Origin of the sequence: Anaerosacchariphilus hominis (genome assembly GCF_014290175.1) — a bacterium.
Lineage (GTDB): Bacteria > Bacillota > Clostridia > Lachnospirales > Lachnospiraceae > Laedolimicola > Laedolimicola hominis.
In genome coordinates, this window is record NZ_JACOOR010000001.1 from 340,979 (window position 1) to 367,207 (window position 26,229).

Annotated in this window: 22 protein-coding genes and 1 pseudogene; 3 read left to right on the plus strand and 20 right to left on the minus strand. The window is 54.1% G+C overall.

Annotation, left to right across the window (positions count from 1 at the left end; all coding sequences use genetic code 11):
• Positions 1-54 precede the first annotated feature (54 nt).
• The 16 genes and pseudogenes from H8S44_RS01625 to H8S44_RS01700 form a co-directional block, all read right to left on the minus strand.
• Positions 55-939, minus strand: a complete 885-nt coding sequence (locus tag H8S44_RS01625) for a DegV family protein (RefSeq protein WP_186872802.1) — start codon at positions 937-939, stop codon at positions 55-57.
• A 76-nt stretch (positions 940-1,015) separates the two neighbouring features.
• Positions 1,016-2,944 carry an NAD(+) synthase gene (locus H8S44_RS01630; RefSeq protein ID WP_186872801.1) on the minus strand — a complete coding sequence of 643 codons (1,929 nt, stop codon included), beginning with the start codon at positions 2,942-2,944 and terminating at the stop codon, positions 1,016-1,018.
• Between the two features lie 16 nt (positions 2,945-2,960).
• Positions 2,961-3,842 carry an Hsp33 family molecular chaperone HslO gene (hslO, locus tag H8S44_RS01635; protein WP_186872800.1) on the minus strand — a complete coding sequence of 294 codons (882 nt, stop codon included), beginning with the start codon at positions 3,840-3,842 and terminating at the stop codon, positions 2,961-2,963.
• A 37-nt stretch (positions 3,843-3,879) separates the two neighbouring features.
• Positions 3,880-4,626 (minus strand): annotated as a pseudogene (locus H8S44_RS16795) (class I SAM-dependent DNA methyltransferase).
• Positions 4,627-4,757: 131 nt separating this feature from the next.
• Complete coding sequence (locus H8S44_RS01645; protein WP_186872799.1) at positions 4,758-5,012, minus strand: HPr family phosphocarrier protein; 255 nt, start codon at positions 5,010-5,012, stop codon at positions 4,758-4,760.
• Positions 4,969-5,925, minus strand: coding sequence for a DNA-binding protein WhiA (gene whiA / locus H8S44_RS01650; RefSeq protein WP_186872798.1), 957 nt, complete (start codon positions 5,923-5,925; stop codon positions 4,969-4,971). The genes H8S44_RS01645 and whiA overlap by 44 nt, the downstream gene beginning before the upstream one ends.
• 17 nt (positions 5,926-5,942) lie before the next feature.
• Complete coding sequence (rapZ, locus tag H8S44_RS01655) at positions 5,943-6,821, minus strand: RNase adapter RapZ (protein ID WP_186872797.1); 879 nt, start codon at positions 6,819-6,821, stop codon at positions 5,943-5,945.
• Between the two features lie 17 nt (positions 6,822-6,838).
• On the minus strand, positions 6,839-7,756 hold the full coding sequence (murB, locus tag H8S44_RS01660) for a UDP-N-acetylmuramate dehydrogenase (RefSeq protein WP_186872796.1): 918 nt from the start codon (positions 7,754-7,756) through the stop codon (positions 6,839-6,841).
• Between the two features lie 130 nt (positions 7,757-7,886).
• A complete protein-coding gene (gene uvrA / locus H8S44_RS01665; RefSeq protein ID WP_330593517.1) occupies positions 7,887-10,709 on the minus strand; it encodes an excinuclease ABC subunit UvrA in 2,823 nt (940 codons plus the stop codon).
• Between the two features lie 28 nt (positions 10,710-10,737).
• Positions 10,738-12,783: an excinuclease ABC subunit UvrB gene (gene uvrB, locus H8S44_RS01670; RefSeq protein ID WP_186872794.1), complete on the minus strand. Its 2,046-nt coding sequence runs from the start codon at positions 12,781-12,783 to the stop codon at positions 10,738-10,740.
• A 154-nt stretch (positions 12,784-12,937) separates the two neighbouring features.
• Positions 12,938-13,129 carry a hypothetical protein gene (locus H8S44_RS01675; protein ID WP_186872793.1) on the minus strand — a complete coding sequence of 64 codons (192 nt, stop codon included), beginning with the start codon at positions 13,127-13,129 and terminating at the stop codon, positions 12,938-12,940.
• Positions 13,130-13,162: 33 nt separating this feature from the next.
• On the minus strand, positions 13,163-14,899 hold the full coding sequence (locus H8S44_RS01680; protein WP_186872792.1) for an RNA polymerase sigma factor: 1,737 nt from the start codon (positions 14,897-14,899) through the stop codon (positions 13,163-13,165).
• Between the two features lie 72 nt (positions 14,900-14,971).
• Complete coding sequence (locus tag H8S44_RS01685) at positions 14,972-15,997, minus strand: helix-turn-helix domain-containing protein (RefSeq protein WP_186872791.1); 1,026 nt, start codon at positions 15,995-15,997, stop codon at positions 14,972-14,974.
• Between the two features lie 186 nt (positions 15,998-16,183).
• A complete protein-coding gene (locus H8S44_RS01690; protein WP_186872790.1) occupies positions 16,184-17,383 on the minus strand; it encodes a M20 metallopeptidase family protein in 1,200 nt (399 codons plus the stop codon).
• 23 nt (positions 17,384-17,406) lie between these two features.
• Positions 17,407-18,063 (minus strand): HAD family hydrolase, encoded by a 657-nt coding sequence (locus H8S44_RS01695; protein ID WP_186872789.1) that lies wholly within the window; start codon positions 18,061-18,063, stop codon positions 17,407-17,409.
• Positions 18,064-18,108: 45 nt separating this feature from the next.
• On the minus strand, positions 18,109-20,724 hold the full coding sequence (locus tag H8S44_RS01700) for a transglycosylase domain-containing protein (protein WP_186872788.1): 2,616 nt from the start codon (positions 20,722-20,724) through the stop codon (positions 18,109-18,111).
• 218 nt (positions 20,725-20,942) lie between these two features.
• Between H8S44_RS01700 and H8S44_RS01705 the strand changes: the two genes are divergently transcribed.
• From H8S44_RS01705 to H8S44_RS01715, 3 genes are read left to right on the plus strand one after another with little or no spacing between them, the layout of a single operon-like run.
• Positions 20,943-21,254, plus strand: a complete 312-nt coding sequence (locus tag H8S44_RS01705; protein WP_186872787.1) for a DUF6514 family protein — start codon at positions 20,943-20,945, stop codon at positions 21,252-21,254.
• Between the two features lie 16 nt (positions 21,255-21,270).
• On the plus strand, positions 21,271-21,972 hold the full coding sequence (locus H8S44_RS01710; RefSeq protein ID WP_186872786.1) for a YigZ family protein: 702 nt from the start codon (positions 21,271-21,273) through the stop codon (positions 21,970-21,972).
• Positions 21,887-22,651, plus strand: a complete 765-nt coding sequence (locus H8S44_RS01715) for a lamin tail domain-containing protein (protein ID WP_186872785.1) — start codon at positions 21,887-21,889, stop codon at positions 22,649-22,651. Before H8S44_RS01710 ends, H8S44_RS01715 begins: the two co-directional genes overlap by 86 nt.
• 8 nt (positions 22,652-22,659) lie before the next feature.
• Here the strand turns inward: H8S44_RS01715 and eno are convergent, their stop codons facing one another.
• From eno to H8S44_RS01735, 4 genes are all read right to left on the minus strand, one after another.
• Positions 22,660-23,958 (minus strand): phosphopyruvate hydratase, encoded by a 1,299-nt coding sequence (eno, locus tag H8S44_RS01720; protein WP_186872784.1) that lies wholly within the window; start codon positions 23,956-23,958, stop codon positions 22,660-22,662.
• Between the two features lie 269 nt (positions 23,959-24,227).
• Entirely contained in the window at positions 24,228-25,277 is a 1,050-nt protein-coding gene (locus H8S44_RS01725) for a hypothetical protein (protein ID WP_186872783.1), read from the minus strand.
• A gap of 93 nt (positions 25,278-25,370) precedes the next feature.
• Entirely contained in the window at positions 25,371-25,664 is a 294-nt protein-coding gene (locus H8S44_RS01730) for a PTS sugar transporter subunit IIB (protein WP_279288104.1), read from the minus strand.
• Between the two features lie 99 nt (positions 25,665-25,763).
• A complete protein-coding gene (locus H8S44_RS01735; RefSeq protein WP_186872782.1) occupies positions 25,764-26,219 on the minus strand; it encodes a PTS sugar transporter subunit IIA in 456 nt (151 codons plus the stop codon).
• Between the last annotated feature and the right edge of the window lie 10 nt (positions 26,220-26,229).

Consider the following 26,229-nt stretch of genomic DNA (forward strand, 5'->3'; position numbering starts at 1 on the left):
TGCGAAAAATAAGCTAACGCCCGAAGAGGGGGACATTTTCTCGTTTCATTCATCTTATTTCAGGTAATCTGCATACTTCTCTTCACTTGCGCTCAGGAACACGATACCGATAATTCCGGGGCCCGTATGCGCTCCGATGGCGCAGCCTACCCAGGACTTAATGATACCGCGGCAATGATACTTCTCCATCAGCATCTCGCTCACCTTATCGCAGGTCTCCGGATCGTTTCCATGAACTACGCCAATGATCTGCTTATCCATCTCCACGCCGCGCTCGCCCACCAGCTCCACGCAACGCTTCAGGGATTTATGCCGTCCGCGCACCTTCTCAATGGCCACCAGCGCTCCGTCGTCATTGACCTCGATGATCGGCTTCAGATCCAGCACACCGCCCAGTACTGCCGAAGTACGGCTTAAACGTCCGCCCTTGTACAGATATTCCAGGGTCTCCACGGTTACGATATGCTCCATGTGATCGCAGAAATACTGCGCCGCCTCGATGATCAGCTCCTTCGGCGCGCCATTTGCCTGCATCCGTAAGGTTTTCTCCACTACCAGACCAAAGCCCAGAGAAGCGCACTTGGTATCAATGATGGTGATCTTAAAATCCGGATACTCCTCCAAAAGCTCCTCTCTGGCCAGATTCGCCGCATTGAAGGTGCCCGCGATACCCGTGGAGAAGCACAGATACAGCACCTCGTCCCCGGCCTTGGCGTAGGGCTCGAAATTCTCCCGGAACATATACTGGTTGATATGATAGGTTTTAATGTCAGTCCCTTGCGCCTGAATCCGGTAGAAATCCTCCGGGAAAATGGTCTTGCCGTCAAAATAGTCGGTTCCATCGATGGTCACCGGCGTCGGAATCACATGAAGCTGATATTTCTCGATAATCTCCTTGGGCAGATCCGTCGCGGAATCCGTAATAATCTTAAATGCCATGTTCTTCTCCCCTGAATTTAATTTGCAGCCAGTCACACCGGGCCGTCTTTCGGTTTACATAATACAAATTTATTCTCTATTTCAGTGTCTCAAGCTGCGCCAGCCATAACCCAGAGCAGGCGTCGCTGGGCATCCGCAGATCTCCCCGGGGCGATACCGCCACGGAACCCACTTTCGGGCCGTCCGGCAGACAGGAACGTTTAAACTGCTGGGCAAAATATCTTCGGTAAAATACCTTCAGCCATTTGAGCATGGTTTCCCTATCATAGACGCCCGCAAATGCTTTCTGTGCCAGCCGGTAAATCTTCGCCGGCTCAAAACCGAAACGTAAGATGTAATACAGATAAAAATCATGCAGCTCGTAGGGTCCCACCAGATCCTCTGTCTTCTGGGCGATCTCCCCGTCCTTGGGCGGCAGCAGCTCCGGGCTCACCGGCGTATCCAGCACGTCCAGCAGCACCCCTGAAAGCTCCGCGTCCCCGCAGGTATCCGCGTAATAGCGTACCAGATGGCGCACCAGCGTCTTCGGAACGCCCGCATTGACGCCATACATGGACATGTGATCGCCATTGTAGGTGGCCCAGCCCAGGGCCAGCTCTGACATATCACCGGTACCGATGACCATGCCGCCCGCCTGGTTGGCCAGATTCATCAACACCTGGGTGCGCTCCCGGGCCTGGGAATTCTCGTAAGTCACATCGTGGACCTCCGGGTCGTGTCCGATATCCCGGAAATGAATGGTCACGGCCTCGCGGATATCCACCTCCTTCAGCGTGGCTCCCAGCTTCTGCACCATATCGCAGGCATTGCGGTAGGTCCGGTCTGTGGTTCCGAAGCAGGGCATGGTCACGCCCATAATACCGGACCGTGGCAATCCCAGACTGTCAAAGGCCTTCACCGTAACCAACAACGCCAGAGTAGAATCCAGGCCGCCGGAGATCCCGACCACCGCAGTCTTGCAGTGGGTATGCTCCAGACGCTTCTTCAGACCCATATACTGAATGGAAAAAATTTCCTCACATCGGCGCTGTCTGTCACTGTCGCTGCTGGGAACAAAGGGCGCCGGGTCCACGTAGCGGGACATCTCTGTCTCTTCCTTCTTCAAATGGAAGCCCACCTCCATATAGGGGCTGGACACATTCGTCTGAAAGGTGGTCATTCTTCTACGCTCACCCACCAACCGCGCGATATCCAGCTCTGCGTAAATGGTCTCGCTGGTAAAACGGGCCGACTCCGCCAGAACCGTACCGTTCTCCGCGATGATATTGTGACCGCCGAATACCAGGTCCTGGCTGGACTCACCCTCCCCGGCATTGGCATAGATATATCCGCATACCAGACGGGCAGACTGTCCACCTATGAGAGACTCCCGGTACAGATTCTTGCCCGTGGTCTCGTCGCTGGCCGAACAGTTCACGATGACCGTCGCGCCAGCCAGGGCATGGCCGATGCTGGGCGGGTTCGGAACCCACACATCCTCGCAGATCTCTGCCGCCACGGCCAGTCCGGGAAGCTCCTCGCAGGTGAACAGCAGATTCGTTCCGAAATTGATATAATCGCCGTCCTCGCCTTCCTCGGGCACCCATACATCCTCTGCTTCCGCGTTTCCCGGTGTGAAATGACGCAGCTCGTAGAACTCTCCGTAGTTGGGGATATGCACCTTCGGCACCAAACCAAGCAGATGTCCGCCGCTAAGAGCCGCCGCCACATTGTAGAGCTTGCCGTCCTTCTCCCAGGGAAGTCCCACGAAGATCAATGCATCCAGATCCGCCGTCTCCCGGGCAATATGGAACAGCTCCTTTCTGGCGCTTTTCAACAGAAGCTCCTGTAAAAACAAATCCGAACAGGTATAACCGGTAATACCAAGCTCCGGAAATACGATAATCTTCGCGCCGTTGGCCGCTGCCTCCCGGGCAAGTCTTATGGTCTCTGCGCCGTTCCCCTTCGTGTCCGCCACCTGAATCTTCGGCGTCACCGCCGCCGTTCTGATAAACCCGTGTCTCATATAGTTACCTCTTTATTCACCTTTTCGCTGCTTTCAGAATCTCTTTCAGATCCTCGATATCAAAATTATAGGCATGATTGCAGAAATGGCATTTCACCTCAATGGGCTTATTGTCCTGAATCATCTCCCGGATGTCCTTACTTCCGATGCTGACGATAGCCTTGGCTACCCGCTCCCGGCTGCAGTTACAGTACCAGGACGCCGGAACCGTATCGTTCATCTCCAGGCCGAAATCGCCCAGCAGATACTCCAGAAGCTGCTCCGGGCTCATGCCCTGATCCAGAAGCTTTGTCACGGAATCCATGCCCTTCAGCTTCTCCTCCAGCTGGTCGATGACCTTATCATCGGTAAAGGGCATCAGCTGAATGATGAAACCGCCTGCCTGCCGGATGGTATTGTCCTTATTTAACAGAACGCCCAGTCCTACGGAGGAGGGTACCTGCTCGGAGGTGGCAAAATAATAGGTCAGATCCTCCGCAATCTCGCCGGTCTGCAGCTCTACAGTCCCCACATAGGGCTCCTTCAGGCCCAGATCCTTGATAACCCGTAAGGTACCCGGTCCAATGGCGCCGGATACGTCCAGCTTGCCTTTTGCGTTCGGCGGAAGCAGTACCATGGGCTCATCCACATAGCCCTTGACCCGGGCCTTGGAATCCGCTGTCACGGTGATGCCGCCGATGGCTCCTGCTCCCTTGATCTGCAAAGTCAGCAGATCCGCGTCTCCCTTCATCATGGAGCCCATCATGGCTCCGGCCGTCAAAAGGCGGCCCAAGGCCGCGGTGGCTACCGGGCTGGTATTGTGAATGGAGCGTGCCTGCTCCACCATTTCCTTTGATGTGATGGCAAAGGCGCGAATCTGGTGATCCGCAGCCGTCGCTCTTACGATATAATCTCCCATAATTTTACTCCTCTTTCTTATCTGAATATTCCGTATCTCACGCCTTCCGCGCCGCGATACAGAACTTTCCTGTGGTATCTGTAACCTCTTTACCGGTATCGGAATCGAAGATCCGCTCCGCTTTCAGTCCTGCCATTTCCAATAGCTCCAGCACCCGCTCAAGCGCATAGGCCTTCTGGATATGGGTCTCCTCAAACCGCACATACCGGTCGTCCTCATCCCGCACATAGAGGGTCAGATCGTACTGATTCAGCTGCTCCGCCGGGTCGTAATAATTCTCCCAGATAAAGCTGCCCTCCTCCCGGTTCTCCGCGATAGTGGTCTCGCCCAGCATCTCGCTGTATTTGTAAATGGCGTTCATATCGAAAAAGAACACTCCATCCGGATCCAGATAATTCTACACCAGCCGGAACACATGCAGCAGTTCTTCCTCTTCTGTAATATAATTCAGGGAATCACAGACGCTGACGATGGCCCGCACCGTACCATAGAGCTCAAACTCCCGCATATCCTGTAAGAGATACAGAATATCGTGTCCCGACTCGGCTCGTTTTTCATAGGCCAGCTCCAGCATTTCCTCGGAAGCGTCCACACCGATCATGTCATAGCCTGCCTCCGCCAGAAGCTCCGTCATACTGCCGGTTCCACAACCCAGATCCAGTACCAGTCCCTCCCGGATTCCGTATTCCTTTAATATCTGAACGATCCGTTCACTCCATTCCCCATAGGGAACCTGATCCATAAACAGATCATACACTTCCGCAAATCCTGTATACGCGTCCATCTGCCACTCCTGTTTTCTTCAAGCAGTCTTCTGGTCTCATCATAGCAAATTTCAGGCAAAAAAACAAGGACTGCTGCCAAAACACAAGGTATGTACTGTGTTTCCGACATCAGTCCTCCCGGATCTTCTTTCTATTTGCTGCTTAAAAACTTCTCGATATTCGCCATGGCTTCTTCCTCGTCCTCGCCGTCCGCGGAGACAGTTACCTTCTCGCCTGCGAAAAGACCAAGTGTCATCATGCCCATAATACTCTTGGCATTTACTTTTTTATTATCGCTCTCCACATAGATCTCGCTGCCGTACTGGCTGGCCACCTGCACCAGCAGCGCTACCGGTCTGGCCTCAAGCCCGTCCGGAATCTGAATGGTGATTTCCTGTTTCATCATAATAATTCTCCTCCTTGTGATCCCTTAGCTGTTCTGCTATCATACTCAGCTTCCTCAGCCTGTGATTCACTCCTGACTTTCCCACCGCCGGAGTCAGCATCTGCCCCAGCTCCTTCAGGGTCGTCTCCGGCTGTTCCAGCCGAAGCTGGGCTATCTCAGCCAGATTCTCAGGAAGCTCATCAAAACCGATGGTCTTCTGAATATACTGTATATCCTCAATCTGCTTTACCGCAGCAGAAACGGTTTTATTCAGATTCGCCGTCTCACAGTTCACCTGACGGTTCACAGAATTTCGCATTTCTTTCAGAATCCGGACATTCTCAAACTTCATCAGTGCCACATGGGCCTCCATGATATTCAGAATATCCACGATCTGGGAACCTTCTTTTACATACAGGATATAGCTTTTCTTTCTGGTGGTGATCCGCGCGTCCACTCCAAAGCCCAGCAGCATCTCCCGTAGCTGCTCCGCCTTGTCAGCTCTGCTGCACACGATCTCAAAATGATATCCCTTTTCCGGATCGCTGACAGAACCGGATGCCAGGAAAGCTCCTCGGATATAGGCCCTTTTACAGCACTGATTCTGAATCAGAATATGCTCCACAGCAGCCATATCACCATGAGAACATACCTCATAGATTCTGGTTCCCTGAAAGCTTTTATTCTGGCTTTTGCTCTGACGAACAGAAACACTCATTTTTATATTATATGTTTTTCTCAATAATGTAAAGTATTTTCTTGCAACCGCCAGGTTTTCCGTGTGCATTTTCAGGCCATTTCCCCGGTTGGGCTCTTTCTCCTGCTCCACATGGCTGCAAAAATTCAGGATCGCCGCGATCTCCGCCAGACGGCAATGTCTGGCTGCCGGTATCTGATGAGAAAGCTCTTCTTTTATTTCACTGGAAAATGACATCTTCCACCTCATACTGATTAATGGGCTTTCACCACGTTATCCTTCGCGATATCTCTGTGTTCCATCCGAACCGCGTAGTCCGTATTCTCCCGCAGCCGCTCGTAGAGCATATTTGCCAGGGTCACGGAGCGGTGCTTTCCTCCGGTGCAGCCGATGGAAATCACCAGCTGGTTCTTCCCCTCCAGCACATAGTTGGGGATCAGGAACTGTATCATATCAATGAGCTTGTCCAAGAACCGGTGGGATACCTCAAAGCCCATGACGAAATCCTGCACCGCCCGGTCGTTGCCCGTCAGCTTCCGCAGGTCCTCATTATAATAGGGATTCGGAAGGAAGCGCACATCAAATACCAGATCCGAATCCGTGGGGATTCCGTATTTGAATCCGAAAGACAGCACGGTAATGACCAGATTCTTAAAGTCCTTATTCTGTACAAAAATCTTATCCAGCTCCTGCTTCAGCTCTCTGGTCAGCAGACTGCTGGTATCTATGATATAGTCTGCCTGCTTTTTCAGGAATTCCAGACGGCCTCTCTCTTCCGTGATGCCCTCGGCCACGCGGCCCTCCTGGGCCAGGGGATGGCTCCGTCTCGTCTCCTTATAGCGCTTCACCAGCACCTCGTCAGAGGCGTCCAGGAACAGGATCTCATAGCTGCGTCCCGCCACAGTCAGCTCCTCCAGAGCCGCCGTCAGCTCGTCCAGGGTTCTTCCGCTTCGAATATCGATGCCCAAAGCCACCTTGGAAATCTCGCTTGTACCGGAATAAATCAACTCTGAAAACTTCCCGATCAGGGAAATCGGAAGATTATCCACGCAGAAATATCCGGCGTCCTCCAGAATCCGAAGAGCGGTACTGCGTCCTGCACCCGACATACCTGTAACGATTACAAATCTCATCTGTATCTTCTCCTGTCTTATCTGTCTGCAAATCCCAGCAGCTTCACTTCCAGCTCCAGGTCCACGCCAAACTGCTTTTTAACCTCATTCTGCACCTGCCGGACCAGATCCATGACATTCTGTGCCGTGGCCCCGCCCCGATTTATCACAAAGCCGCAGTGCTTTTCCGACACCTGGGCACCGCCCACGGTAAAACCACGCAGTCCCGCATCCATGATGAGCTTCCCCGCGAAATAACCCTCCGGCCGCTTAAAGGTGCTTCCGGCACTGGCATATTCCAGGGGCTGCTTGGAGATACGTGCTTCCTTCAGCTCCTGCATCCGTGCCCGGATGACCTCCGCCTCTCCCTCCTTTAGCTTCAGAAGAGCGCTTATGACCAGATAGCCCTTCCGGGCAATGACGCTGGTCCGGTATCCCAGCTCCAGCTCTTCCTTTGTCAGGCGCAGGATCTCGCCATCGGGCTTCATCACCACGGCTTCCTTCACCACGTCCTTCATTTCTCCGCCGTAAGCTCCGGCGTTCATGGTCAGGCCTCCGCCCAATGTACCCGGGATCCCAGACGCAAACTCCAGTCCGGTCAGGCTCTCCTTTGCCGCCGTGTGGGCGATCTTTACCAACAGGGCTCCGGCTTCCACTTCCATCTCTGTGCCTCTGATCCGAATCCCGTCCATATTGCGGAACAGCTGAATCACCACGCCCTGGTAGCCTGCATCGCTGACCAGCACGTTACTGCCATTTCCCAGTATATAGTAGGGAATATCTGCCTCGATACAGGCCTTCACAGTCGCCGCCAGGGCCGGTACGCTCCGGGGGATACAGAAAAGGGCCGCCGGGCCGCCGATGCGAAAGGTAGTATGGCGGCTCATGGGCTCGTCCCGCAGAACCTGTTCCGTTCCATTTATATTACAAAGTGTTTCGTATAACTTTTGAATCATTATGTGTACTCCGTTTGGATTTGGTTGTTTCTATACTCTGTTTAAGTATATGCGAAAAATGATAAAAGTACAACCCATAGAAACAGGGAAATGTACCCCCGTTTCCATGGGCTGTTTTGTGCAGAAATACTTACTTCAGATATTTTTTCAGATACTGGCCGGTGTAGGAGATCTCCTGCCCGGCCACCTCCTCCGGCGTACCACTGGCGATAACCGTGCCTCCCCGGTCGCCGCCCTCGGGACCCATGTCAATGATATAGTCCGCGGTCTTAATCACATCCAGATTATGCTCGATGACCACCACCGTATTGCCGCCCTCGGCCAGTCGCTGAAGGATCTCCGTCAGCTTGTGGACGTCGGCAAAATGAAGGCCGGTGGTGGGCTCGTCCAGGATATAGATGGTCCGTCCGGTGCTCCGTTTAGACAGTTCGGTGGCCAGCTTGATCCGCTGGGCCTCACCGCCGGACAGGGTGGTGGAGGGCTGTCCCAGCTTGATGTAGGAAAGTCCCACGTCATTCAGTGTCTCGATCTTTCTGCGGATAGAAGGCACATTTTCAAAAAAGGTCATGGCCTCCTCCACAGTCATATCCAGCACATCGAAGATACTCTTGCCCTTGTATTTCACATCCAGGGTCTCGCGATTATAACGCTTACCCTGGCAGACCTCACAGGGCACATACACATCCGGCAGGAAATGCATCTCGATCTTGATGATGCCGTCGCCGGAGCAGGCCTCGCAGCGGCCGCCCTTCACATTGAAGCTGAAGCGGCCCTTCTTATATCCCTTGCTCTTGGCGTCCGCGGTGGACGCGAACAGATCACGGATCTGATCAAAGACGCCCGTATAGGTGGCCGGATTGGAACGGGGCGTCCGCCCGATAGGCGACTGGTCGATGGCGATGACCTTGTCCAGCTGCTCCGTTCCCATGATTTCCTTATATCTGCCCGGAATGGTTCTGGCCCGGTTCAGCTTCCGTGCCAGGGTCTTATAGAGAATCTCATTGACCAGAGAGCTCTTTCCCGAACCGGAGACGCCGGTAACACAGGTCATGACGCCCAGGGGAAAATCCACCTGGATATTCTTCAGATTGTTCTCGGAAGCACCCTTGACCGTCAGCCAGCCTGCGGGCTTTCTGCGGGTCTCCGGCACCGGAATCTTTAATTTGCCACTCAAATACGCTCCGGTGATGGAATCCGGGCAGGCCATAATCTCCTCCGCTGTGCCGGCCGCCACGACTTTTCCACCATGCTCGCCCGCACCGGGTCCGATATCCACAATATAGTCCGCCGCGAACATGGTGTCCTCGTCGTGTTCCACCACGATCAGGGTATTGCCCAGATCCCGCAGACGTTTTAACGTAGCCAGCAGCTTGTCGTTATCCCGCTGGTGCAGACCGATACTGGGTTCGTCCAGAATATAGGCCACGCCCACCAGGCCAGAACCAATCTGGGTGGCCAGACGGATCCGCTGGGCCTCGCCGCCGGACAGGGTTCCGGTGGCCCGGGCAAGGGTCAGGTAGTCCAGTCCCACGTCAATCAGGAAGCCGATACGGGCCTTGATCTCCTTCAGGATCTGCTCGCCGATCAACTGCTGCTGGTCTGTCAGCTGCAGTTCCTTCAGAAAATCATACAGTTTCAGCACGGACATCTCCGTCACTTCCGCGATATTCTTATCTCCCACGGTTACCGCCAGAGAGGTCTTTTTCAGGCGCTGGCCGCCACAGGCCTTACAAGGGGTGATCCGCATGAAGGTCTCGTATTCCTGGCGCATGACCTCGGAACCGGTCTCCCGGTAACGACGCTCCACATTTTTGATCAGGCCCTCAAAGGCCACATCATAGACGCCCTCGCCCCGCTGCCCCTTATAGTAGACCTTCACCTTACGGCCATTGGTGCCGTGAATTAACATGCGGCGTGTCTCTTCGGACAGCTGCTCATAAGGGGTGGTCAGGTCGAATTGATACTCCTTGGAAAGAGCTTTTAAAAGAGCATAGGTGAAGCTGGACGGATCCGTACAGGACTGCCAGCCCATGACGGTAATTGCGCCCTCGGCGATGCTTAAGGACTTGTCCGGGATCATCAGCTCCTCGTCAAATTCCATCTTGTAACCGAGGCCAAAGCACTCGGGGCAGGCTCCGAAAGGATTATTAAAAGAAAAGCTCCGGGGTTCGATCTCCTCCATGCTGATGCCGCAGTCCGGGCAGGCATAGCTGGAGCTTAAGGTCAGAGGCTCTCCGCCGATGACGTCCACCACCAGCAGGCCATCGGACAGGTTCAGGACGGTCTCAATGGAATCCGCCAGACGGCGCTCAATGCCCTCTTTGACCACCAGACGATCCACCATGATCTCAATGGTATGCTTGATATTCTTTTCCAGCTTGATTTCTTCGGACAGCTCATAAAGATTCCCGTCAATACGGACCCGGACAAAACCGCTCTTTTTTGCCTGCTCCAGCACCTTCACATGCTCGCCCTTGCGGCCCTTCACCACCGGGGCCAGCAACTGGATCTTCGTCCGTCCGGGCAGGGCCATGATCTGATCCACCATCTGATCCACACTCTGCTTTTTGATCTCCTTGCCGCATTTGGGACAATGGGGGATACCGATGCGGGCATAGAGCAGTCGGAAATAATCATAAATCTCCGTCACGGTTCCCACGGTGGAACGGGGGTTCCGGTTCGTGGACTTCTGATCGATGGAAATAGCCGGGGACAGACCCTCGATGCTCTCCACATTGGGCTTCTCCATCTGACCCAGGAACTGGCGGGCATAGGAAGACAGGGACTCCATATACCGGCGCTGTCCCTCCGCGTAAATGGTATCGAAGGCCAGGGAAGACTTTCCCGAACCGCTGAGACCCGTCAGCACCACAAATTTGTCTCTGGGGATGTCGATGCTCAAATCCTTCAGGTTGTGCTCGTTGGCTCCCCGGATTCTGATAAACTTATCCATTCTTTTTCTCCTCGTAATTGACATGTAATCACATATCCTGCTGCTGTTTTTTCAGCTCTATCATCTTATCACGCAGCTCTGCCGCCAGCTCGAAGTTCAGATCCGCAGCAGCCTTCTTCATCTTCTTGTCGATGTCCGCGATGAGCTTTTCCAGCTCCTTCTTGCTCATGGATTCCGGATCCTTCTCAAACTGCAGCTCCTCCCTCGCGATCTCTTTGGAAATACTGATGAGATCCCGGACGGACTTCTGTATGGTCTTGGGCGTGATGCCATGTTCCTTATTATAAGCCTCCTGCAGGGCGCGGCGGCGTTCCGTCTCACCGATAGCCAGGCGCATGGAATCCGTAATGGTATCCGCGTACATGATGACATGGCCCTCGGCATTCCGCGCCGCCCGGCCAATGGTCTGAATCAGGGAGACCTCCGAACGCAGGAAGCCCTCTTTGTCCGCGTCCAGAATGGCCACCAGGGTAATCTCCGGTATATCCAGGCCCTCCCGGAGCAGGTTGATGCCGACCAATACATCAAAGACATCCAGACGCATATCCCGGATGATCTGGGTCCGCTCCAGAGTATCGATATCCGAATGCAGGTATTTCACCCGGATGCCCAGCTCCCGCATGTAATCGGTCAGGTCCTCGGCCATACGCTTGGTCAGAGTGGTAATCAGGATCTTGTGGCCTGCCGCCACCTCCTTATTGACCTCGCCCACCAGATCGTCGATCTGGCCCTCCACAGGTCGGATCTCCACCTTCGGATCGAGAAGCCCTGTGGGCCGGATGATCTGCTCCGCCCGGAGCATCTCGTGGTCAGCCTCGTATTCGCCCGGTGTCGCCGAAACGAACATGATCTGATCAATCTTGCTCTCAAACTCCTCAAAATTCAGAGGACGGTTATCCAGCGCCGACGGCAGCCGGAAGCCGTAATCCACCAGCGTGGTCTTCCGGGACCGATCACCCGCATACATACCCCGGATCTGGGGCACGGTCTTATGGGACTCGTCTATGATAATCAGAAAATCATCCGGGAAATAATCCATCAATGTATTCGGCGGCATACCCGGAGCCGCCCCGGTCAGGTGTCTCGTATAATTCTCAATGCCGGAGCAAAATCCGGTCTCCTTCAGCATTTCAATATCAAAATTGGTCCGCTCCGCGATCCGCTGGGCCTCCAGAAGCTTGTCCTCGCTCTTGAACCAGCGTACCCGCTCCTCCAGTTCCTTTTCGATATCCGCCGCTGCCCGCTTAATCTGCTCCATGGGCACCACATAATGGGAGGCCGGAAAGATCGCGATGTGCTCCAGCTCTCCTTTGATCTCCCCGGTCAGCACATCAATCTGGGTAATCCGGTCAATCTCATCTCCGAAGAACTCCACCCGCACCGCAAGCTCGGACTCATTGGCCGGGATAATCTCCACCACATCTCCCCGCACCCGGAAGGTACCGCGCTTAAAATCCATATCATTGCGGTCATACTGGATATCTACCAGCTGCCGCAGCACTTCGTCCCGATCCTTCTCCATGCCGGGTCGCAGGGAAACCATCATCTTCTCAAAATTCTCCGGCTCGCCCAGACCATAGATACAAGACACACTGGACACGATAATCACGTCCCGCCGTTCAATCAGGGCGGCCGTGGCCGACAGCCGCAGCTTATCAATCTCGTCGTTGATGGAAGAATCCTTGGCAATATAGGTATCCGTCGAAGGCACGTAGGCCTCCGGCTGGTAATAATCGTAGTAGGAAACAAAGTATTCCACCGCGTTCTCGGGGAAAAACTCTTTAAACTCGCCGTAGAGCTGGGCCGCCAGGGTCTTATTGTGGGCGATAATCAGGGTCGGCTTGTTCAGGGCCTGTATCACATTGGCCATGGTAAAGGTCTTGCCCGATCCCGTAACACCCAGTAAAGTCTGGGCCTGGTTGCCTTCCTTGAAGCCCTCCACCAGCTTTTCTATGGCCTGGGGCTGGTCGCCGGTGGGCTGGTATTCGCTGTGTAATTTGAAAGCAGCACCGCCTTTGGGGCTGCTTTCATGAGCAAGCAGCGAAGCGGATTGCGAATGTCCTTGTTCTTTCATATCGTGTGATTTCCTTTTCCCGATGGATTTAGCATACTTCATGTTATCCGAAATTATAACATGGATCACGAAAAAAGTATAGAGAAATCGGAACATTTGTTCTTTTTCCCCTATACTTTTTCTTCCCACGCCGCATGCAACGCCGCCTTACAATCTATATCCGCGGTTCCTCCGGCCACCCGTCTCCTTCGTCCAGCCCCTGCTCCAGGAGCCAGGCGTCTTCCACGGACAGGGTGGTTTCCCGGCACTCTTCGTCCTCCAGGATGACCAGCACTCTCGCTTTTTCATTTGCGGCGCGTTCTTCACAGCCGTAGTCACCGTCAAAGATCTGTTTAATTCTTTTCATAAATATTATCTCCATTTCCGCCCCCGGGAACGCCTATCGGATAGTGCAGCGATATTCCTGCTCCCAGTTTTTTATTATTCTGTCGACGCGGACCCAGGTCTTTTCCGGGATCGTTTCATCCGGCCCGTAGTACAGCATCAGCTCCTGCCGATATTCCGCGTACTCGCCCTCGTAATACATGGCCGGAGGCCAGGTGCTTCCCTCAGCCGAAAAAACCGGCGCAGTTTCTCCGTCTGCTTCCAGCTCGCCGCTTTCCCGGTTCAGGGAATAGGATGTCCCTGTATTCATCCGTCCCCAGCTGGCGGAGATGGAAAATAATTTTGTATTCTTTTCCAGAGCAACCGGTTCCACATACAGAAGCACCTGCGTACCGTACCTGATGGAACCATCCTCCATCTCTACTTCCGTGGCCTTTCGCTCTACTTTTACGATATGATACCGATCCTCTCCCACTTCAAAGGGAATCTCCACTGCTTCCGGGCCATTTTCCGCCGGAATGGGCACTTCAAAAAGCGGGCCCTCCGTTCCCAGTTCCGCTTTCAGGGAAACAGCCGGAATCCTCAGCTGATAGGGCCTGCCCTGCTGCGCGCTTACCTCCGCTGTGAAGCTGCCGCTGCCATCCAGGCCGTCGCGCAGCCAAAGTACATAATCCTCTTTTTCCCGTTCCTCCGGCAATATAGGATAATGCCCCAGACCGCAGATCTTCCAGAGTTCCTTCCCATAGCTCCAGGCGTTCAGCTGCAAGGTGTTCTCATCCTTCCAGTTGCCGTTCACTACCAGGGTACGGCCCTTATGGGTCACCGGCTGGCCGATGGCATCCAGACTGTCGTATTCCGTAAGCGCTGTCATCTGTAACGTTACGGTCTGATCAAACAGATGAAGAAGAAATTGCTCCTGAGGTTTGTAGAAAGTGAAATCCCAGTCCAGAAGCAGCATTCCCTTTTCCGGATCCTGGCCGCTGCTGCCGGAGCCGTCCAGTCGGGTACCCTCCTCACTTTCCACCCAGATGTTCTCATGGACCACGCTGCTCCAGTGATCCTCCTCCGGATGAACGACTGTCATTTTCACATACAGTCTTTTCTCCTGCCAGATGGCGTACTCCACCGTGATTTTTCCGTATTCCGTCTCTACTTCCAGCGGAAGTCCCGTCCCCATGTAAATCTCCTCAGACGAATCCCGGATGCCCGTCACCGGATTGAAACGGAACCGATATACGGCCGCCGCGCAGGCTCCCAGAAGACCCAGCAGCACCAGGGCAATGAGCGCCAGCCGAAGCTTCTTCAGGCTCCTCTGCTGCCGCTTTTTCACAGTCTCCAGGGGCAGTTCCATGGCCTCGGCGATCTCCCGACAGGTCATTCCGTCGTAATACTGCATCCGGATCATCCGACTGTCCTGCTCCTTCAGCTGCGAGAGGGCCTGTTCCAGCGCCTCCCGGTTCAAGATGGCATCCTCGCCGCTGTCCGCTATGGCTTCCTCCAGCATTTCCATGGGAACCGCGCTCTGCTTCCCATTCCGGGCTGCCATCCGGATGGCCTTCCGTTTGACAATCACATAGAGGTACGCCTTGACCGTTCCCTTCTCCACCCGGAACCTCTCCCGGTTTCCGTAAAAATCCGCAAAGGTCTCCTGCACGCACTCCCGGATATCCTCCGGATTCGTCAGATACAGACGGCAGGCGCTCCACAGCAGGCCCATATAGTGTTCCATCAGAATACCCATGCCCTCCTCCGGATTTTGTTCCAGCAGATGCAGAAGTTTTTTGTCGGTCATGGCGGTTCCTCCTCTCATACGGTATTTCCTTTTATTTATAGTTGCAGGAAATCGATGTTTTGGGGACATTTTTCAGAAATTATTTTCCGGCCCTTTCCACAGGACCTTCACTGCCATAACCACCGCGCCGAACAGTACGCCTGCTACGGCCCAGATAAACCAACTGTACTGGGGCTGGCCATTGCCGTTTGGGCCGAAGGTATAAAACAGGAAGATGGCTGTCACCACCAGCCAGTAGCAGCCGCTGACAGTGCCGAGCAGTTTGCTCCGGGCCTTGCTAGCACGGGTGTAATCGCCCTCCTCCAGGAGCCGTTTCATGGCGTTCTGGTAGGTTCCGCCGTATACGAAGGCATAGCAGGCTACCGCCACCAATACCAGCAGAATGCAGACCGGCACCGACCACTGGGTCCGGATATTCAAAGTCAGGGCCACGAAAAAGGGCAGGACAGCCAGAATGCAGAGCAGCGTTCCGAAGATATTGCATTTTGCGTAGAACGGCTGATGAGCCGCCTGTTCTTCGCGGACCATACGCTCCACGCCGTCTGCCCGCTCGAAGGGCTCTGTGTCCAGATATTCGTAGGCCTTGACCTGAAAGCCGCAGGACAGGAAAAGTCCTACCCCGGCAGCCACCAGGATAATTAGCACGCAAAGTCCGATTCCGGCAGCCATATTTTCACCGATACCCAGTCTGCTGTATTCGCTGAGGCTGCTGAGGGCAATTAACACCACCGGTGAAAGGACGCACAATGCGGTGGCCAGCGCCATTTTCGGGGCGGCCCGCTTCCGGAGCTTCAGATATTCGGAGGCTTCTTCCAGTGTAATCCGGCGAAGGGGCGTATCTGTCGCAGCTTCTTCCATCAAAGCCATGGAAGCCAACGGAGTCAACGTTTCCTCCTCGTCCAGTTCGTCCTTCAACAGATAATCCGTCGTCACGCCGAAAATCCGGCTCATCTGCAGAATCTTCTCGATGTCCGGCACCGACTGGGCTCCCTCCCATTTGGACACGGACTGCCTGGTCACGCCCAGCCGCTCCGCCAGCTCCTCCTGGGACCACCCCGCCTTTTTCCGAAGCCGGATAATTTTATCTGCTAAAATCATCTTTATTTCCTCACTTTCTGCGCCCTGCGCCTGTTTTCCAGTCCTTCTGCAGGAAGCTGTCAAAACTCTCCCTACAGGCTATGCAAAATATAGCATAACAGGCGGTTGCGCAACAGAAAGCTGACTGTCAAATTTGTCAACTGATGGTTGCAAAGCGCGGATTTCCGCTGCTTTCTTCATCAGGCCCTATTTATCGCAATGCTCTTCCAGCCATCGCTGGGCGCAGTGGGCCAGATAGGCAGCTCCCCGGGGCAGTACTTCTTCATTGAACTGCACCTTCGGATTATGAGCGGAGGCAACGCCCCGCCCGTCGGGGAATCCGGCAGACACATACATAAATGCGGAGGGCACCTGTTCGGCGATGCAGGCAAAATCCTCGGAGGCGCTGGCTGCCACATCCGGCTGCTCCATGGTCCCCGGGATGGCCAGTTCCCGCATATAGCCCACGAATTCCTCTGTGGTCTCTTTGTCACAGATCAGGGGCGGCGCGCCGTCGGTAATCTCCACCTCTGCCTCCGCGCCGTAGACCCGGGCTGTGGCCTCCGCCACCTCCCGCACCCGCTTTACCAGCTGCTTCTGGGCTTCTTTCGTATCTGCCCGGAGCGTACCGTCCAGAATAGCTTCCTCAGGAATCACATTCAGAGTCGTTCCTGCATGGAAGCTGCCGATGGTAATAACACAGGACGCCTTCGGATTCATTTCCCGGGAAATAATTTCCTGTAAAGCCACCACGATATGGGCTCCCACGCTGATGGGATCCACGCAGTTCTGGGGCATGGCTCCGTGGCCGCCCCGGCCTTTGACCCGAATATGCAGATCGTTATTGGAAAACATCATGGTGGAGCCTGCATTGTACATGAACAGACCGATGGGAAGCTGGCCCGGGCCCACATGGTAAGCAAGGGCGGCATCCACCTTTGGCTGCTCCAGAATTCCGTGCTCCAGCATATTCCGGCTGCCGGTCAGGGTCTCCTCGCTGGGCTGGAACATGAGCTTCACGGTTCCTGCAAGGCGATTTTCCTGTTCTTTCAGCATCTTTGCCGCCGTCAGCAGCATGGCCGCGTGCATATCGTGGCCGCAGCAGTGGGCAGCCTTCGGGTTCTCCGAGGCGAAGGGAAGTCCGCTCTCCTCCGGCATGGCCAGCGCGTCCATATCCGCCCGCAGAAGCAATACCTTTCCGGCCTCTCCGCCCTCTGCTCCCTTTCCGATGAGAGCCGTGATCCCTTCTCCGCAGGGATGGGGCTCAATGCCGTATTCCTTCAGCTTTTCCGTCACGTAGGCTCTCGTTTCCGGAAGCTCAAAACCCACCTCCGCATGGCGGTGAAGATATCTCCGGTTCTCTGTCAGTTCCTCTTTCAGTTCCAGTGCTCTGTCATAATAACTCATGCCGTGCCTCCATTTTCATAAATTTATCTGCTCCCGCCGTCCAGACGCTGCTTCAGGTCCTCCACAGTCTCCGCCAGCTGATCCGCTCCCGCCTCTTCCAGCTCCTCCCGGCTTCCATAGCCATACAGAACACCGATGGAGGCAAGACCGTTGTCCGCAGCTCCACGCATATCATTGTCCCGGTCACCCACCATGACTGCCCGGGACAGATCCGTGATGTCGGCCCGCTCCAGGGCATAGGCGATCACATCGCTTTTTTTCACCCGTACCTCGTCCATGCTGGCTCCCGCCACCTGATCAAAGTAAGACAGCAGTCCGAAATGCTCCAGGATCTGCACTGCGTATTCCTCCGGCTTGGAGGTGGCCAGAATCACGGTCCGGCCGGTGGCCTTCAGGTGGGCCAGCAGCTCTGTGATTCCCTCATAAACCCGGTTTTCAAACATGCCCTTCTCGCAGAAATACTCCCGATAGTACAGCAACGCCTGATGGCTCTCCTCCCGGGTGAATCCGTAGTGTTCGGAAAAGGCCGCCTCTAAAGGCGGCCCCACAAACTTATTCAGGGAAGCGCGATCTTCCACATGAATATTCCATTTGCTCAATGCGTATGCTACGGAATTCGTAATACCCAGGCCGGAATCTGTCAGTGTACCATCCAAATCAAAAAATACAATCTGATACATTTCCGTTCCTTTCTGTTTACATTTTATTAGATACTTACTATTTGTTTACTCGTCAGTATCCTCCTCTGAATCATCATGGGAATCCGAAGCATCCTGACCCTCCGTGCTAATCGGAACCTCGCTTCCGTTTCCTGTAGGCTGTACCACCGAACCGATGACATTGCCCGGATGGAGACTGCAGGGCTTTGCTACCAGCGGAGATCCGGATACGCTGTTATTCTCCGGGACCAGGGTGATGACGCGGAACTCATGAACCGGACACGCATCGGTGGCCAGAGCGCCGCTTTCCACACAAGCTTCTCCTGTCACGTGAACATCACAGTACTCGGTGGGCACTGTACCCTCCGCAAAATACTCGGTTTTCACCATGCCGTCGCAGACGCCCGGTATCGGAAGCTTTCCGGACGCAGCGCAGACTGTAGCGCTGGTGACAGACGCCGGCTTCGGGAAGCCCGGATCACTCAGTCCTTCATGAATCCGGGACATAACTGCTTTCCAGATCTTCTTGTGGTAATTGGTCTCGCCACTCTTGCTGTTCAGTTTGTGGTTATTATCATAGCCTGCCCAGATACCTGCCGTATAATACGGGGTATAGCCCACAAACCATACATCGTTATTTTTGGATGTGGTACCGGTCTTTCCGGCCACGCTCATACCGCTGAAGTTCACGGCTTTACCTGTACCCACCGTCACTACGTCCTGCATGGCGCTGGTCAGCAGCCAGGCTGTACTGTCCTTCAGGACGGTTCTGGTCACAGCCTCTGTATTGTCGATCAGGACATTTCCATCATGATCCAGAATTCTGGTGTAGAAAACCGGCTTGCAGTATACGCCGCCGTTTGCGATGGTGGCATAGGCTCCGGTCAGCTCCAGATTCGTCACGCCTCTGGTCAGACCACCCAGAGCCATGGTTTGGGTATAATCGTTCAGTCCGTCCGCCGTGGTCTCGGTCTGCAGGGTGGTGATACCCATGTTCTCCAGATAGGTAATACCCAGAGCCGGGGTTATGTCTGTCAGGGTCTTGACCGCCACGATATTCATGGACTGGGCGATACCCTGCCGGATAGAGCTCCATCCCTGATAGTTCTCTCCGTTCCAGTTCCGGACTGCCCGTCCCTTTCCGCTGTCATAGTTATAGGGCGCATCGTACTGGGTAGACGCCAGGGTCTTTCCGGCGGAATCCAGAGCCGGCGCATAGGTGGATACCGGCTTGAAGGTAGAACCGGGCTGACGGGTGGTATCTACCGCGCGGTTCAGGGAAAGGCTGGTGGTCTTCTCGCCGCGGCCTCCCACAATGCCCTTTACATAGCCCGTGGACTGATCTATGATGACCATGGACACCTGGGGCTGTATTGTCATATTGATATTCTCGTAGATCTTGTCGCCATCCTCGGATACGGCCGCCTTATAGGCGTCGATGTGCGCCTGGGCGTCTTCCTCCGTATCAAACAGCAGCTCGAAACTGGAGGACTCATTCTCTTTAAAGTACTTCTCCATCATCTCCTTGCTGTAGTTGGTCTGGGTACCGTCCGGCTTTTCCACGGTCAGCGCGTATTCCAGACCGATCTTCACATTGGCCGGATAGTTGTCCGTGTTCGAAGTCTCCTCATCCATAATAGCCTGGATCTTGGGATCCTGGGCTGTCTCAATGGTCAGGCCTCCGTTATAAACCAGATTGTAAGCCTGCTGGGAGGTATAACCCTTCACCTCCTGCAGATCATTGATGACCTGCTCAATGGTGGCGTCCACATAGTAAGAGTACACCTCCGCGGTGCTCTTGGCCTTATTGGTGGTCTGAATCCGATCGTACACATCGTCTGCCATGGCTTCGTCATACTCTGCCTGGCTGATATGGCCGTTCTTCTTCATGGCCTCCAGCACCAGCTCCCGTCTGGCTGCATTGTCCTCGGGAGATGTTACCGGGTTATATTTATTCGGGCTCTTGGTGATACCTGCGATCACCGCGGCCTCGGAAATGGTCAGTTCGCTGACATCTTTATTGAAATACCGGTTGGACGCCGCCTGGATGCCCAGGGTGTTCTGGCCCAGGTTAATGGTATTCAGATATGCCTCCAGAATCTCATCCTTTGTCATCTCTTTTTCCAGCTGAATCGCCAGATACTGCTCCTGGAGCTTTCGCTCGATCTTCTCCGCAAGAGTATCCTCGCTCATAAAATCAAACACATTATTCTTCAGAAGCTGCTGGGTAATGGTGCTGGCACCCTCCGTACGCTTGAATCCACTGGTCACTCCGCGTATGCCTGCACGGATGATACCCTTCAGGTCTACGCCATTATGCTCATAGAACCGCTCGTCCTCAATGTCTACAAAAGCCTTCTGCACATGCTCGGGGATCTGGTCGATATCCACCCAGACACGGTTAGAGCCCGCTGTAACCAGCTCCGCCGTCTTATTCCCCTCTGCATCCTTCATCACAGACTTGTAGCCTCTGGGAATGACGCTGGCGCTGGTGATATCCGGCGCATTATCGATCACTCCCTTTACAATTCCGATTCCGCCGCACAGACCGACTACGCCGACTGCAAGCAGGCAGATCAGAAAGGCTTTTATAAATATGACACTTGCCTTTTTTCCTACTTTTGCCGTTTTGGAGTTCATGGACTTCTGTTTTTTTGAAGTTCCGCGTTTTCCGTAATTCATGTAATATCCTCCTCTACATTCGATCATTATAACAAAAACTTCTATAGTTATAAAGGGAATTTTGAAAATTCACGGATTCTTCTATTTTCCTTAAGGATTCTTTATAGTATAATATCGTCAGATATCACTTACATTTTTTTAATTCTGCGACAGCTTTCGACAGTCTTTGCACCCATTTCCCGGTATAATACCATCAAATCAACAGAGAAAGGGAGAGTATGATGCAAAGGGAATATTTAATTGAAACGCGTTCTGTCGCAGATGAAAAGGGAAATCTGCTGAATCTCAGATATTATCTGATCGAGGAGGAACCGCCCCAGTCCGGCGCTCCCCTGTATCGGCTCTGTATCCGGAAGTCCCCGGCCGGGAACCCGGATATCCAGGAAAGCGAAAGTACGCCTCCGGTTTCTTCTTCGGAGAGCTGTGCCCGCCGGATGCTCTGCAGACTGATCCGCAATGCGGTAACACCTGTCTGCCTTCTGGAGATCGTGGACGATATGCTGACTTGTGCGGAGGGGCAGATTTCCTGAACAGAAAGGGAAATCCATGTCCGAAGCATATCGTTTTGTTTACCGTGGCGGTTCCGGAGAGATCGTCGAAAAGAAGTCCCGCTTTATCGCCACGGTGGTTCCGGTCTCTACCGAGGATGAGGCTCTGGCCTTTATCGAACAGACCAAGAAAAAATACTGGGATGCCAGACATAACTGTACTGCATTCACCATCGGCAGCCGCCATCAGCTCACCCGCTGCAGCGATGACGGGGAACCGGCCGGAACCGCGGGCCGTCCCATGCTGGATGTTCTGTTAAAAGAAGATATTCACAATGCAGCTATCGTGGTGACCCGCTATTTCGGCGGAACCCTGCTGGGAACCGGCGGCCTGGTCCGGGCCTATTCCGGTGCTGTCCAGGAGGGACTCCGCCAGTGTACCATTCTGGAACGGAAAGACGGCCTGAAGCTGGAGCTTCACTCCGATTACACGGATATCGGAAAGATTCAGTATCTGATGGGCCAACGGCAGATCCCGACTCTGTCTTCTTCCTATACAGATTCTGTGACGCTGGAGGCTTTGGTTCCTACGGAGGATGTTGCCGCCTTCTGTGACGCTGTAACGGAAGCCACCGCCGGAAAGACGGAACTCATCCGGGGCGATGTCTGCCCCTATGCCCTTCTGGATGGACAGGTTCTTCTTCTGGAAGCACCGGCAGGAGATTCATCCCCGGGAGATTCCGGCTCTCGTCATCAATGAGGTCTGCCCGGTGAACCCCGGCACGGCCCTGGATGAGAAGACCACCACCTACGAGGACTACATCGAGCTTTATAATCCTACGGATTCTGCCGTTTCCCTGAAGGATTTTTATCTCTCCGACGATACGAAAAAGCCTCTGGCCGGCCCGCTCCCGGATGTGGAGATCACCGCCGGAGGCTATTACTGCGTCTACGCGGTGGGAAAGGACGGCTCCATGCCCGAGGGCGTTCCTTCTGTCCCCTTTGCGCTGACTTCCGGCGAGACGGTGACCTTGACCACTCTGGCCATGTCCGAAAGCGGCGTCACCCGCCCGGTCACAGTGGACACGGTTACCCTGCCCTCCCAGCAGACCGCTGATACAGTCTATGCCCGCATGGAGGACGGCGCAGATACCTTTTCTGAAATGCGCCCTTCCCCCGGCAGCTCCAACCAGGAAGGGGAAGGTACGGTAACCCTGAATTCCATTTCGCCGAATCTCTCCGGACAGAACTGGTCCGGGCGGTACTATACCGACTACCCGGTGACTCTGACCGCGGAAGCTCCGGAGGGATATTCGTTTGTGGGTTGGGAAATCGAAGGCGGAGAAACCGTCTCCGGTTCCGCCTCCGACGCACAGATTCAGGTGCGTCTGGAGACAGATACAGAGATTCGCGCTGTTTTTGAAGAAAACAACGATTGATTCAAGAATTATTTTACATGGAATGCTTTCATACCCGGATATACGGCTGCAGCTCCCAGTTCTTCCTCGATGCGCAGAAGCTGGTTATATTTTGCCACTCTCTCGCTTCGGCTGGGGGCTCCCGTTTTGATCTGGCAGGTATTCAGTGCTACGGCCAGATCTGCGATAGTGGTGTCTGCAGTTTCGCCGGATCTGTGGGAAGCGATAGCGGTGTAGCCGGCTTCATGTGCCATTTTGATGGCTTCCAGGGTCTCGGATACAGAACCAATCTGATTCAACTTGATCAGGATGGAGTTTCCGCAGCCCTGTTCGATACCCTTGGAGAGACGCTCGGTGTTTGTTACAAACAGGTCGTCGCCTACCAGCTGTACCCTGTCGCCCAGGCGCTCGGTCAGCTTCTTCCATCCTTCCCAGTCCTCTTCGTCCAGACCGTCTTCGATAGAGATAATCGGGTACTTCTCGCAGAGACCTGCCCAGTGCTCGATGAGCTCTTCTGCCGTATACTCGGTTCCGGCCTTGGGCAGCTTGTAATAGCCCTTTCCCTTTTCGCTCTTCCACTCGGAGGACGCCGCGTCCATGGCGATCTGAAAGTCTCTGCCCGGCTCGTATCCGGCTTTCTTTACTGCTTCCAGAATCGTTTCAATGGCCTCCACATCAGACTTCAGAGCCGGAGCGAATCCTCCCTCGTCTCCTACAGAGGTAGCCAGTCCCCGTTCCTTCAGAATCGCCGCCAGTGCATGGAATACTTCCGCGCACCATCTGAGGCATTCCTTAAAGGACGGCGCGCCCACGGGCATGATCATAAACTCCTGTACATCCAGTCCGGATGACAGGGCATGACAGCCACCGTTTACAATGTTCATCATGGGAACCGGGAGACGGTTGCCGGAGATACCGCCCAGAAAACGGTACAGGGGGATGTCCAACGCGTTGGATGCGGCGCGGGCTGCGGCGATGGATACGGCCAGGATGGCGTTAGCGCCCAGCCTGGACTTGTCCCTGGTGCCGTCTGCTTCGATCATGGCCTTATCTACGGCGTAGATATCGGAGGCGTCCAGGCCGGTGACTGCGCCGTTGATGATAGTGTTAATATTCTCTACGGCTTTGGTTACGCCTTTTCCCAGGTATCTGCTCTTGTCGCCGTCGCGAAGCTCCAGGGCTTCAAACTCCCCTGTGGAAGCACCGCTGGGAGCAGTTCCACGGCCTACCGTGCCGTCTGCCAGAGTTACTTCTGCTTCTACGGTGGGATTTCCTCTGGAATCAAGGATCTCACGGCCGATTACTTTTTCAATCTGTAAATAGTCCATCTTGATTATCTCCTTCCATTTTTCGGGCAGATCCGGGAAAGATAAGCCGATCTTTCCCATTCTTTTTGGAGTCTGCCTGATTTATTCACATATAGTTAGATAAGCCTAACTGCATGTAGCATAGCAAACTGAGAGGTTGGTTGTCAATTAGAAAGTGGCTTTTACGGGTAGTATTGACAAAGTTTATCAAAGTATACGGGGAGGAGTATTCATACGGACGAAAAACCTCCGGAATTTTAAATTCCGGAGGTTTTTCTATGTGTAGTGGCTTACTCGTTCTCCAATTCGTAGAAAGCGATCTCGTTGATCTCGCGGTTGGTGGAGATAAGACCTACTTTGTTGCCGGGTTTGTCGTAGATGCGGACGTTGGCGGGGCCCACGTTGTGATCCAGAAGCTCCATGACGTAGTCGGTGCCGTTCCAGGTGCAAGCCATCAGGTCGCGCTCGCCTTTGCGGTGGCCTACGATGGCTGTGCCTTTGCCGAAGATGTCGGCTGCCCAGATCCCGTGGGCGAACTCGTAGGGCTTGTCAAAGGTCTTGACGCAGGTATACTTTCCGTCTGCTTTCTTGTAGATCTTGATAATCTCGCCGTGGAAGGGAGTCATGACCAGCATCTCGTCCTCGCCGTCTCCGTCGAAGTCTGCGAAGGTCATGTCGCTGGCCGCGTCCTCGGTGAGGGTCTCGATGGTCCACTCTCCGCCCTTCTCTTCCGGCGGTACGATCTTGAAGATGCCATTATCAGTTCCCACTGCGGCCCACATTCTACCGTCTTTCTCCACGCGGCAGTATCCGTGATTCCGCATGAGGCCGTCCTTCAGTACGGTCATTTCGATGGGATGCTCCTTATCCACGCCGCTCATATCCTCCGGCAGGACGCCGACCCAGATCTTGCCCGGGGTTCTCCAGTCCTCTTTGTACTCATGGGCGGACTTGATGGTGCAGCCTACCAGATAGTTTACGCCGTTGCTGCTCAGGATATCGAAACGATGTACGAAGGGCAGCTCTACAGCTGTCTTGATCTCCCACTCATGGTCTCCCTTTGGGGATACATGTACGATCTTTGCTTCCTTGGAATCATTCGGGGAATAAAACTTGTGTGTAGCCAGAAACTCTCCGTCAGTTCCCGGGATCTGTACCATGCTCATGGTTCCGCCCGGCTCGTCCCAGATGGTATCCTCCAGATTTCCGTCCAGGTCAAACATCAGGCACTTGTTTACCTTCTCGGCCGCTACCAGAATATGCTCCGCCCCCTTGTAGGTCAGCGGGCAGATGGAATAGCATTTTTCCAGTTCGTGGGTCTTGATCTTATTTGCTTTCATCTTCTGCCCCTCTTTATCTGTCTGTTCTCTGTTCTTTACATCTATGTCGCTCTGCTTTGGACGCAGTCCGGCTTCAGGACCTGTCCGTCCGGATTATTCAGCAAGTCCGGCTGCTTTGAGCTTCTCCTCGATCTCTGTCTGGGACATGACATTCTTCAGTCCGATAACGCGCACACCCTTGGCTTCTGCGTCCTTGAACATGGAAATGAAGTTCAGCGGGCAGAATACCACATCATACTCGGTGGCTGTATTCTTTCCCTCGGACAGGGAGCTGTGATGCAGTCTTCCTACCTCGATTCCCAGAGCCTTGGTAGCCTTTTCGGTAGTCATTTTCATCATAAGGCTTGTTCCGGCGCCGTTGGCGCAGCAAACTAAAATATTCAGCATTTTTTCATTCCTCCTGCAATTTGGTTCTTTTTCTTTAGGATACACCGCAGCCGCCCAGTTGTCAAAGGGTTCCGGGCTTTTCCGGGAATCCCGGTTTCTCTAGTCCAGATATTTTTCCTGAAGTCTCAGCAAATCCTCCGGACAGACTGCCTGATCCAGCTCTGCCACCAGTTCCTCATTCATCAGTATTTCCGAAAGGCGCTTCATATTATTCAGGTGCTGTTCCGGATCGCAGGAGGCCAGGGTAAAGAACAGTCGGGCGTCCTTTTCCGGATCCGCCGGGTCGAAGCTCACCGGTTTTTCCAACTTCATAAAAGCCACCGCCGTCTTCCGCACACCGGCCGCTCCCTCCTGGGAATGGGGCATGGCGATATTTGGCATGATGACGATATAGGGGCCGTACTTCCGGACACAGGCAATGATTTCCCCGGCGTATCCGGCGTCCACGGTTCCGTCCGCCTCCAGGGAGCGGCAGCTCATGGCCACCGCTTCCTCCCAGTCTGCAGCTTCTTCCGCGAATAAATAGTGCTTTTTCTCCACGAATTCTCTTAACATATCGGTATTC

Excerpts from the sequence above, each read along its gene's own strand:
- hslO (WP_186872800.1), bottom strand. The coding sequence starts at position 3,842 with ATGGGAGATTATATCGTAAGAGCGACGGCTGCGGATCACCAGATTCGC.
- uvrB (WP_186872794.1), bottom strand. The coding sequence starts at position 12,783 with ATGAAAGAACAAGGACATTCGCAATCCGCTTCGCTGCTTGCTCATGAA.
- H8S44_RS01675 (WP_186872793.1), bottom strand. The coding sequence starts at position 13,129 with ATGAAAAGAATTAAACAGATCTTTGACGGTGACTACGGCTGTGAAGAA.
- H8S44_RS01725 (WP_186872783.1), bottom strand. The coding sequence starts at position 25,277 with ATGAAAGCAAATAAGATCAAGACCCACGAACTGGAAAAATGCTATTCC.
- H8S44_RS01625 (WP_186872802.1), bottom strand. The coding sequence starts at position 939 with ATGGCATTTAAGATTATTACGGATTCCGCGACGGATCTGCCCAAGGAG.
- rapZ (WP_186872797.1), bottom strand. The coding sequence starts at position 6,821 with ATGAGATTTGTAATCGTTACAGGTATGTCGGGTGCAGGACGCAGTACC.
- murB (WP_186872796.1), bottom strand. The coding sequence starts at position 7,756 with ATGATTCAAAAGTTATACGAAACACTTTGTAATATAAATGGAACGGAA.
- eno (WP_186872784.1), bottom strand. The coding sequence starts at position 23,958 with ATGGACTATTTACAGATTGAAAAAGTAATCGGCCGTGAGATCCTTGAT.
- H8S44_RS01695 (WP_186872789.1), bottom strand. The coding sequence starts at position 18,063 with ATGTATCAGATTGTATTTTTTGATTTGGATGGTACACTGACAGATTCC.
- H8S44_RS01715 (WP_186872785.1), top strand. The coding sequence starts at position 21,887 with ATGCCCTTCTGGATGGACAGGTTCTTCTTCTGGAAGCACCGGCAGGAG.
- H8S44_RS01735 (WP_186872782.1), bottom strand. The coding sequence starts at position 26,219 with ATGTTAAGAGAATTCGTGGAGAAAAAGCACTATTTATTCGCGGAAGAA.
- H8S44_RS01680 (WP_186872792.1), bottom strand. The coding sequence starts at position 14,899 with ATGACCGACAAAAAACTTCTGCATCTGCTGGAACAAAATCCGGAGGAG.
- H8S44_RS01730 (WP_279288104.1), bottom strand. The coding sequence starts at position 25,664 with ATGCTGAATATTTTAGTTTGCTGCGCCAACGGCGCCGGAACAAGCCTT.
- whiA (WP_186872798.1), bottom strand. The coding sequence starts at position 5,925 with ATGTCATTTTCCAGTGAAATAAAAGAAGAGCTTTCTCATCAGATACCG.
- H8S44_RS01700 (WP_186872788.1), bottom strand. The coding sequence starts at position 20,724 with ATGAATTACGGAAAACGCGGAACTTCAAAAAAACAGAAGTCCATGAAC.
- H8S44_RS01690 (WP_186872790.1), bottom strand. The coding sequence starts at position 17,383 with ATGAGTTATTATGACAGAGCACTGGAACTGAAAGAGGAACTGACAGAG.
- uvrA (WP_330593517.1), bottom strand. The coding sequence starts at position 10,709 with ATGGATAAGTTTATCAGAATCCGGGGAGCCAACGAGCACAACCTGAAG.
- H8S44_RS01630 (WP_186872801.1), bottom strand. The coding sequence starts at position 2,944 with ATGAGACACGGGTTTATCAGAACGGCGGCGGTGACGCCGAAGATTCAG.
- H8S44_RS01685 (WP_186872791.1), bottom strand. The coding sequence starts at position 15,997 with ATGATTTTAGCAGATAAAATTATCCGGCTTCGGAAAAAGGCGGGGTGG.
- H8S44_RS01710 (WP_186872786.1), top strand. The coding sequence starts at position 21,271 with ATGTCCGAAGCATATCGTTTTGTTTACCGTGGCGGTTCCGGAGAGATC.
- H8S44_RS01645 (WP_186872799.1), bottom strand. The coding sequence starts at position 5,012 with ATGATGAAACAGGAAATCACCATTCAGATTCCGGACGGGCTTGAGGCC.
- H8S44_RS01705 (WP_186872787.1), top strand. The coding sequence starts at position 20,943 with ATGATGCAAAGGGAATATTTAATTGAAACGCGTTCTGTCGCAGATGAA.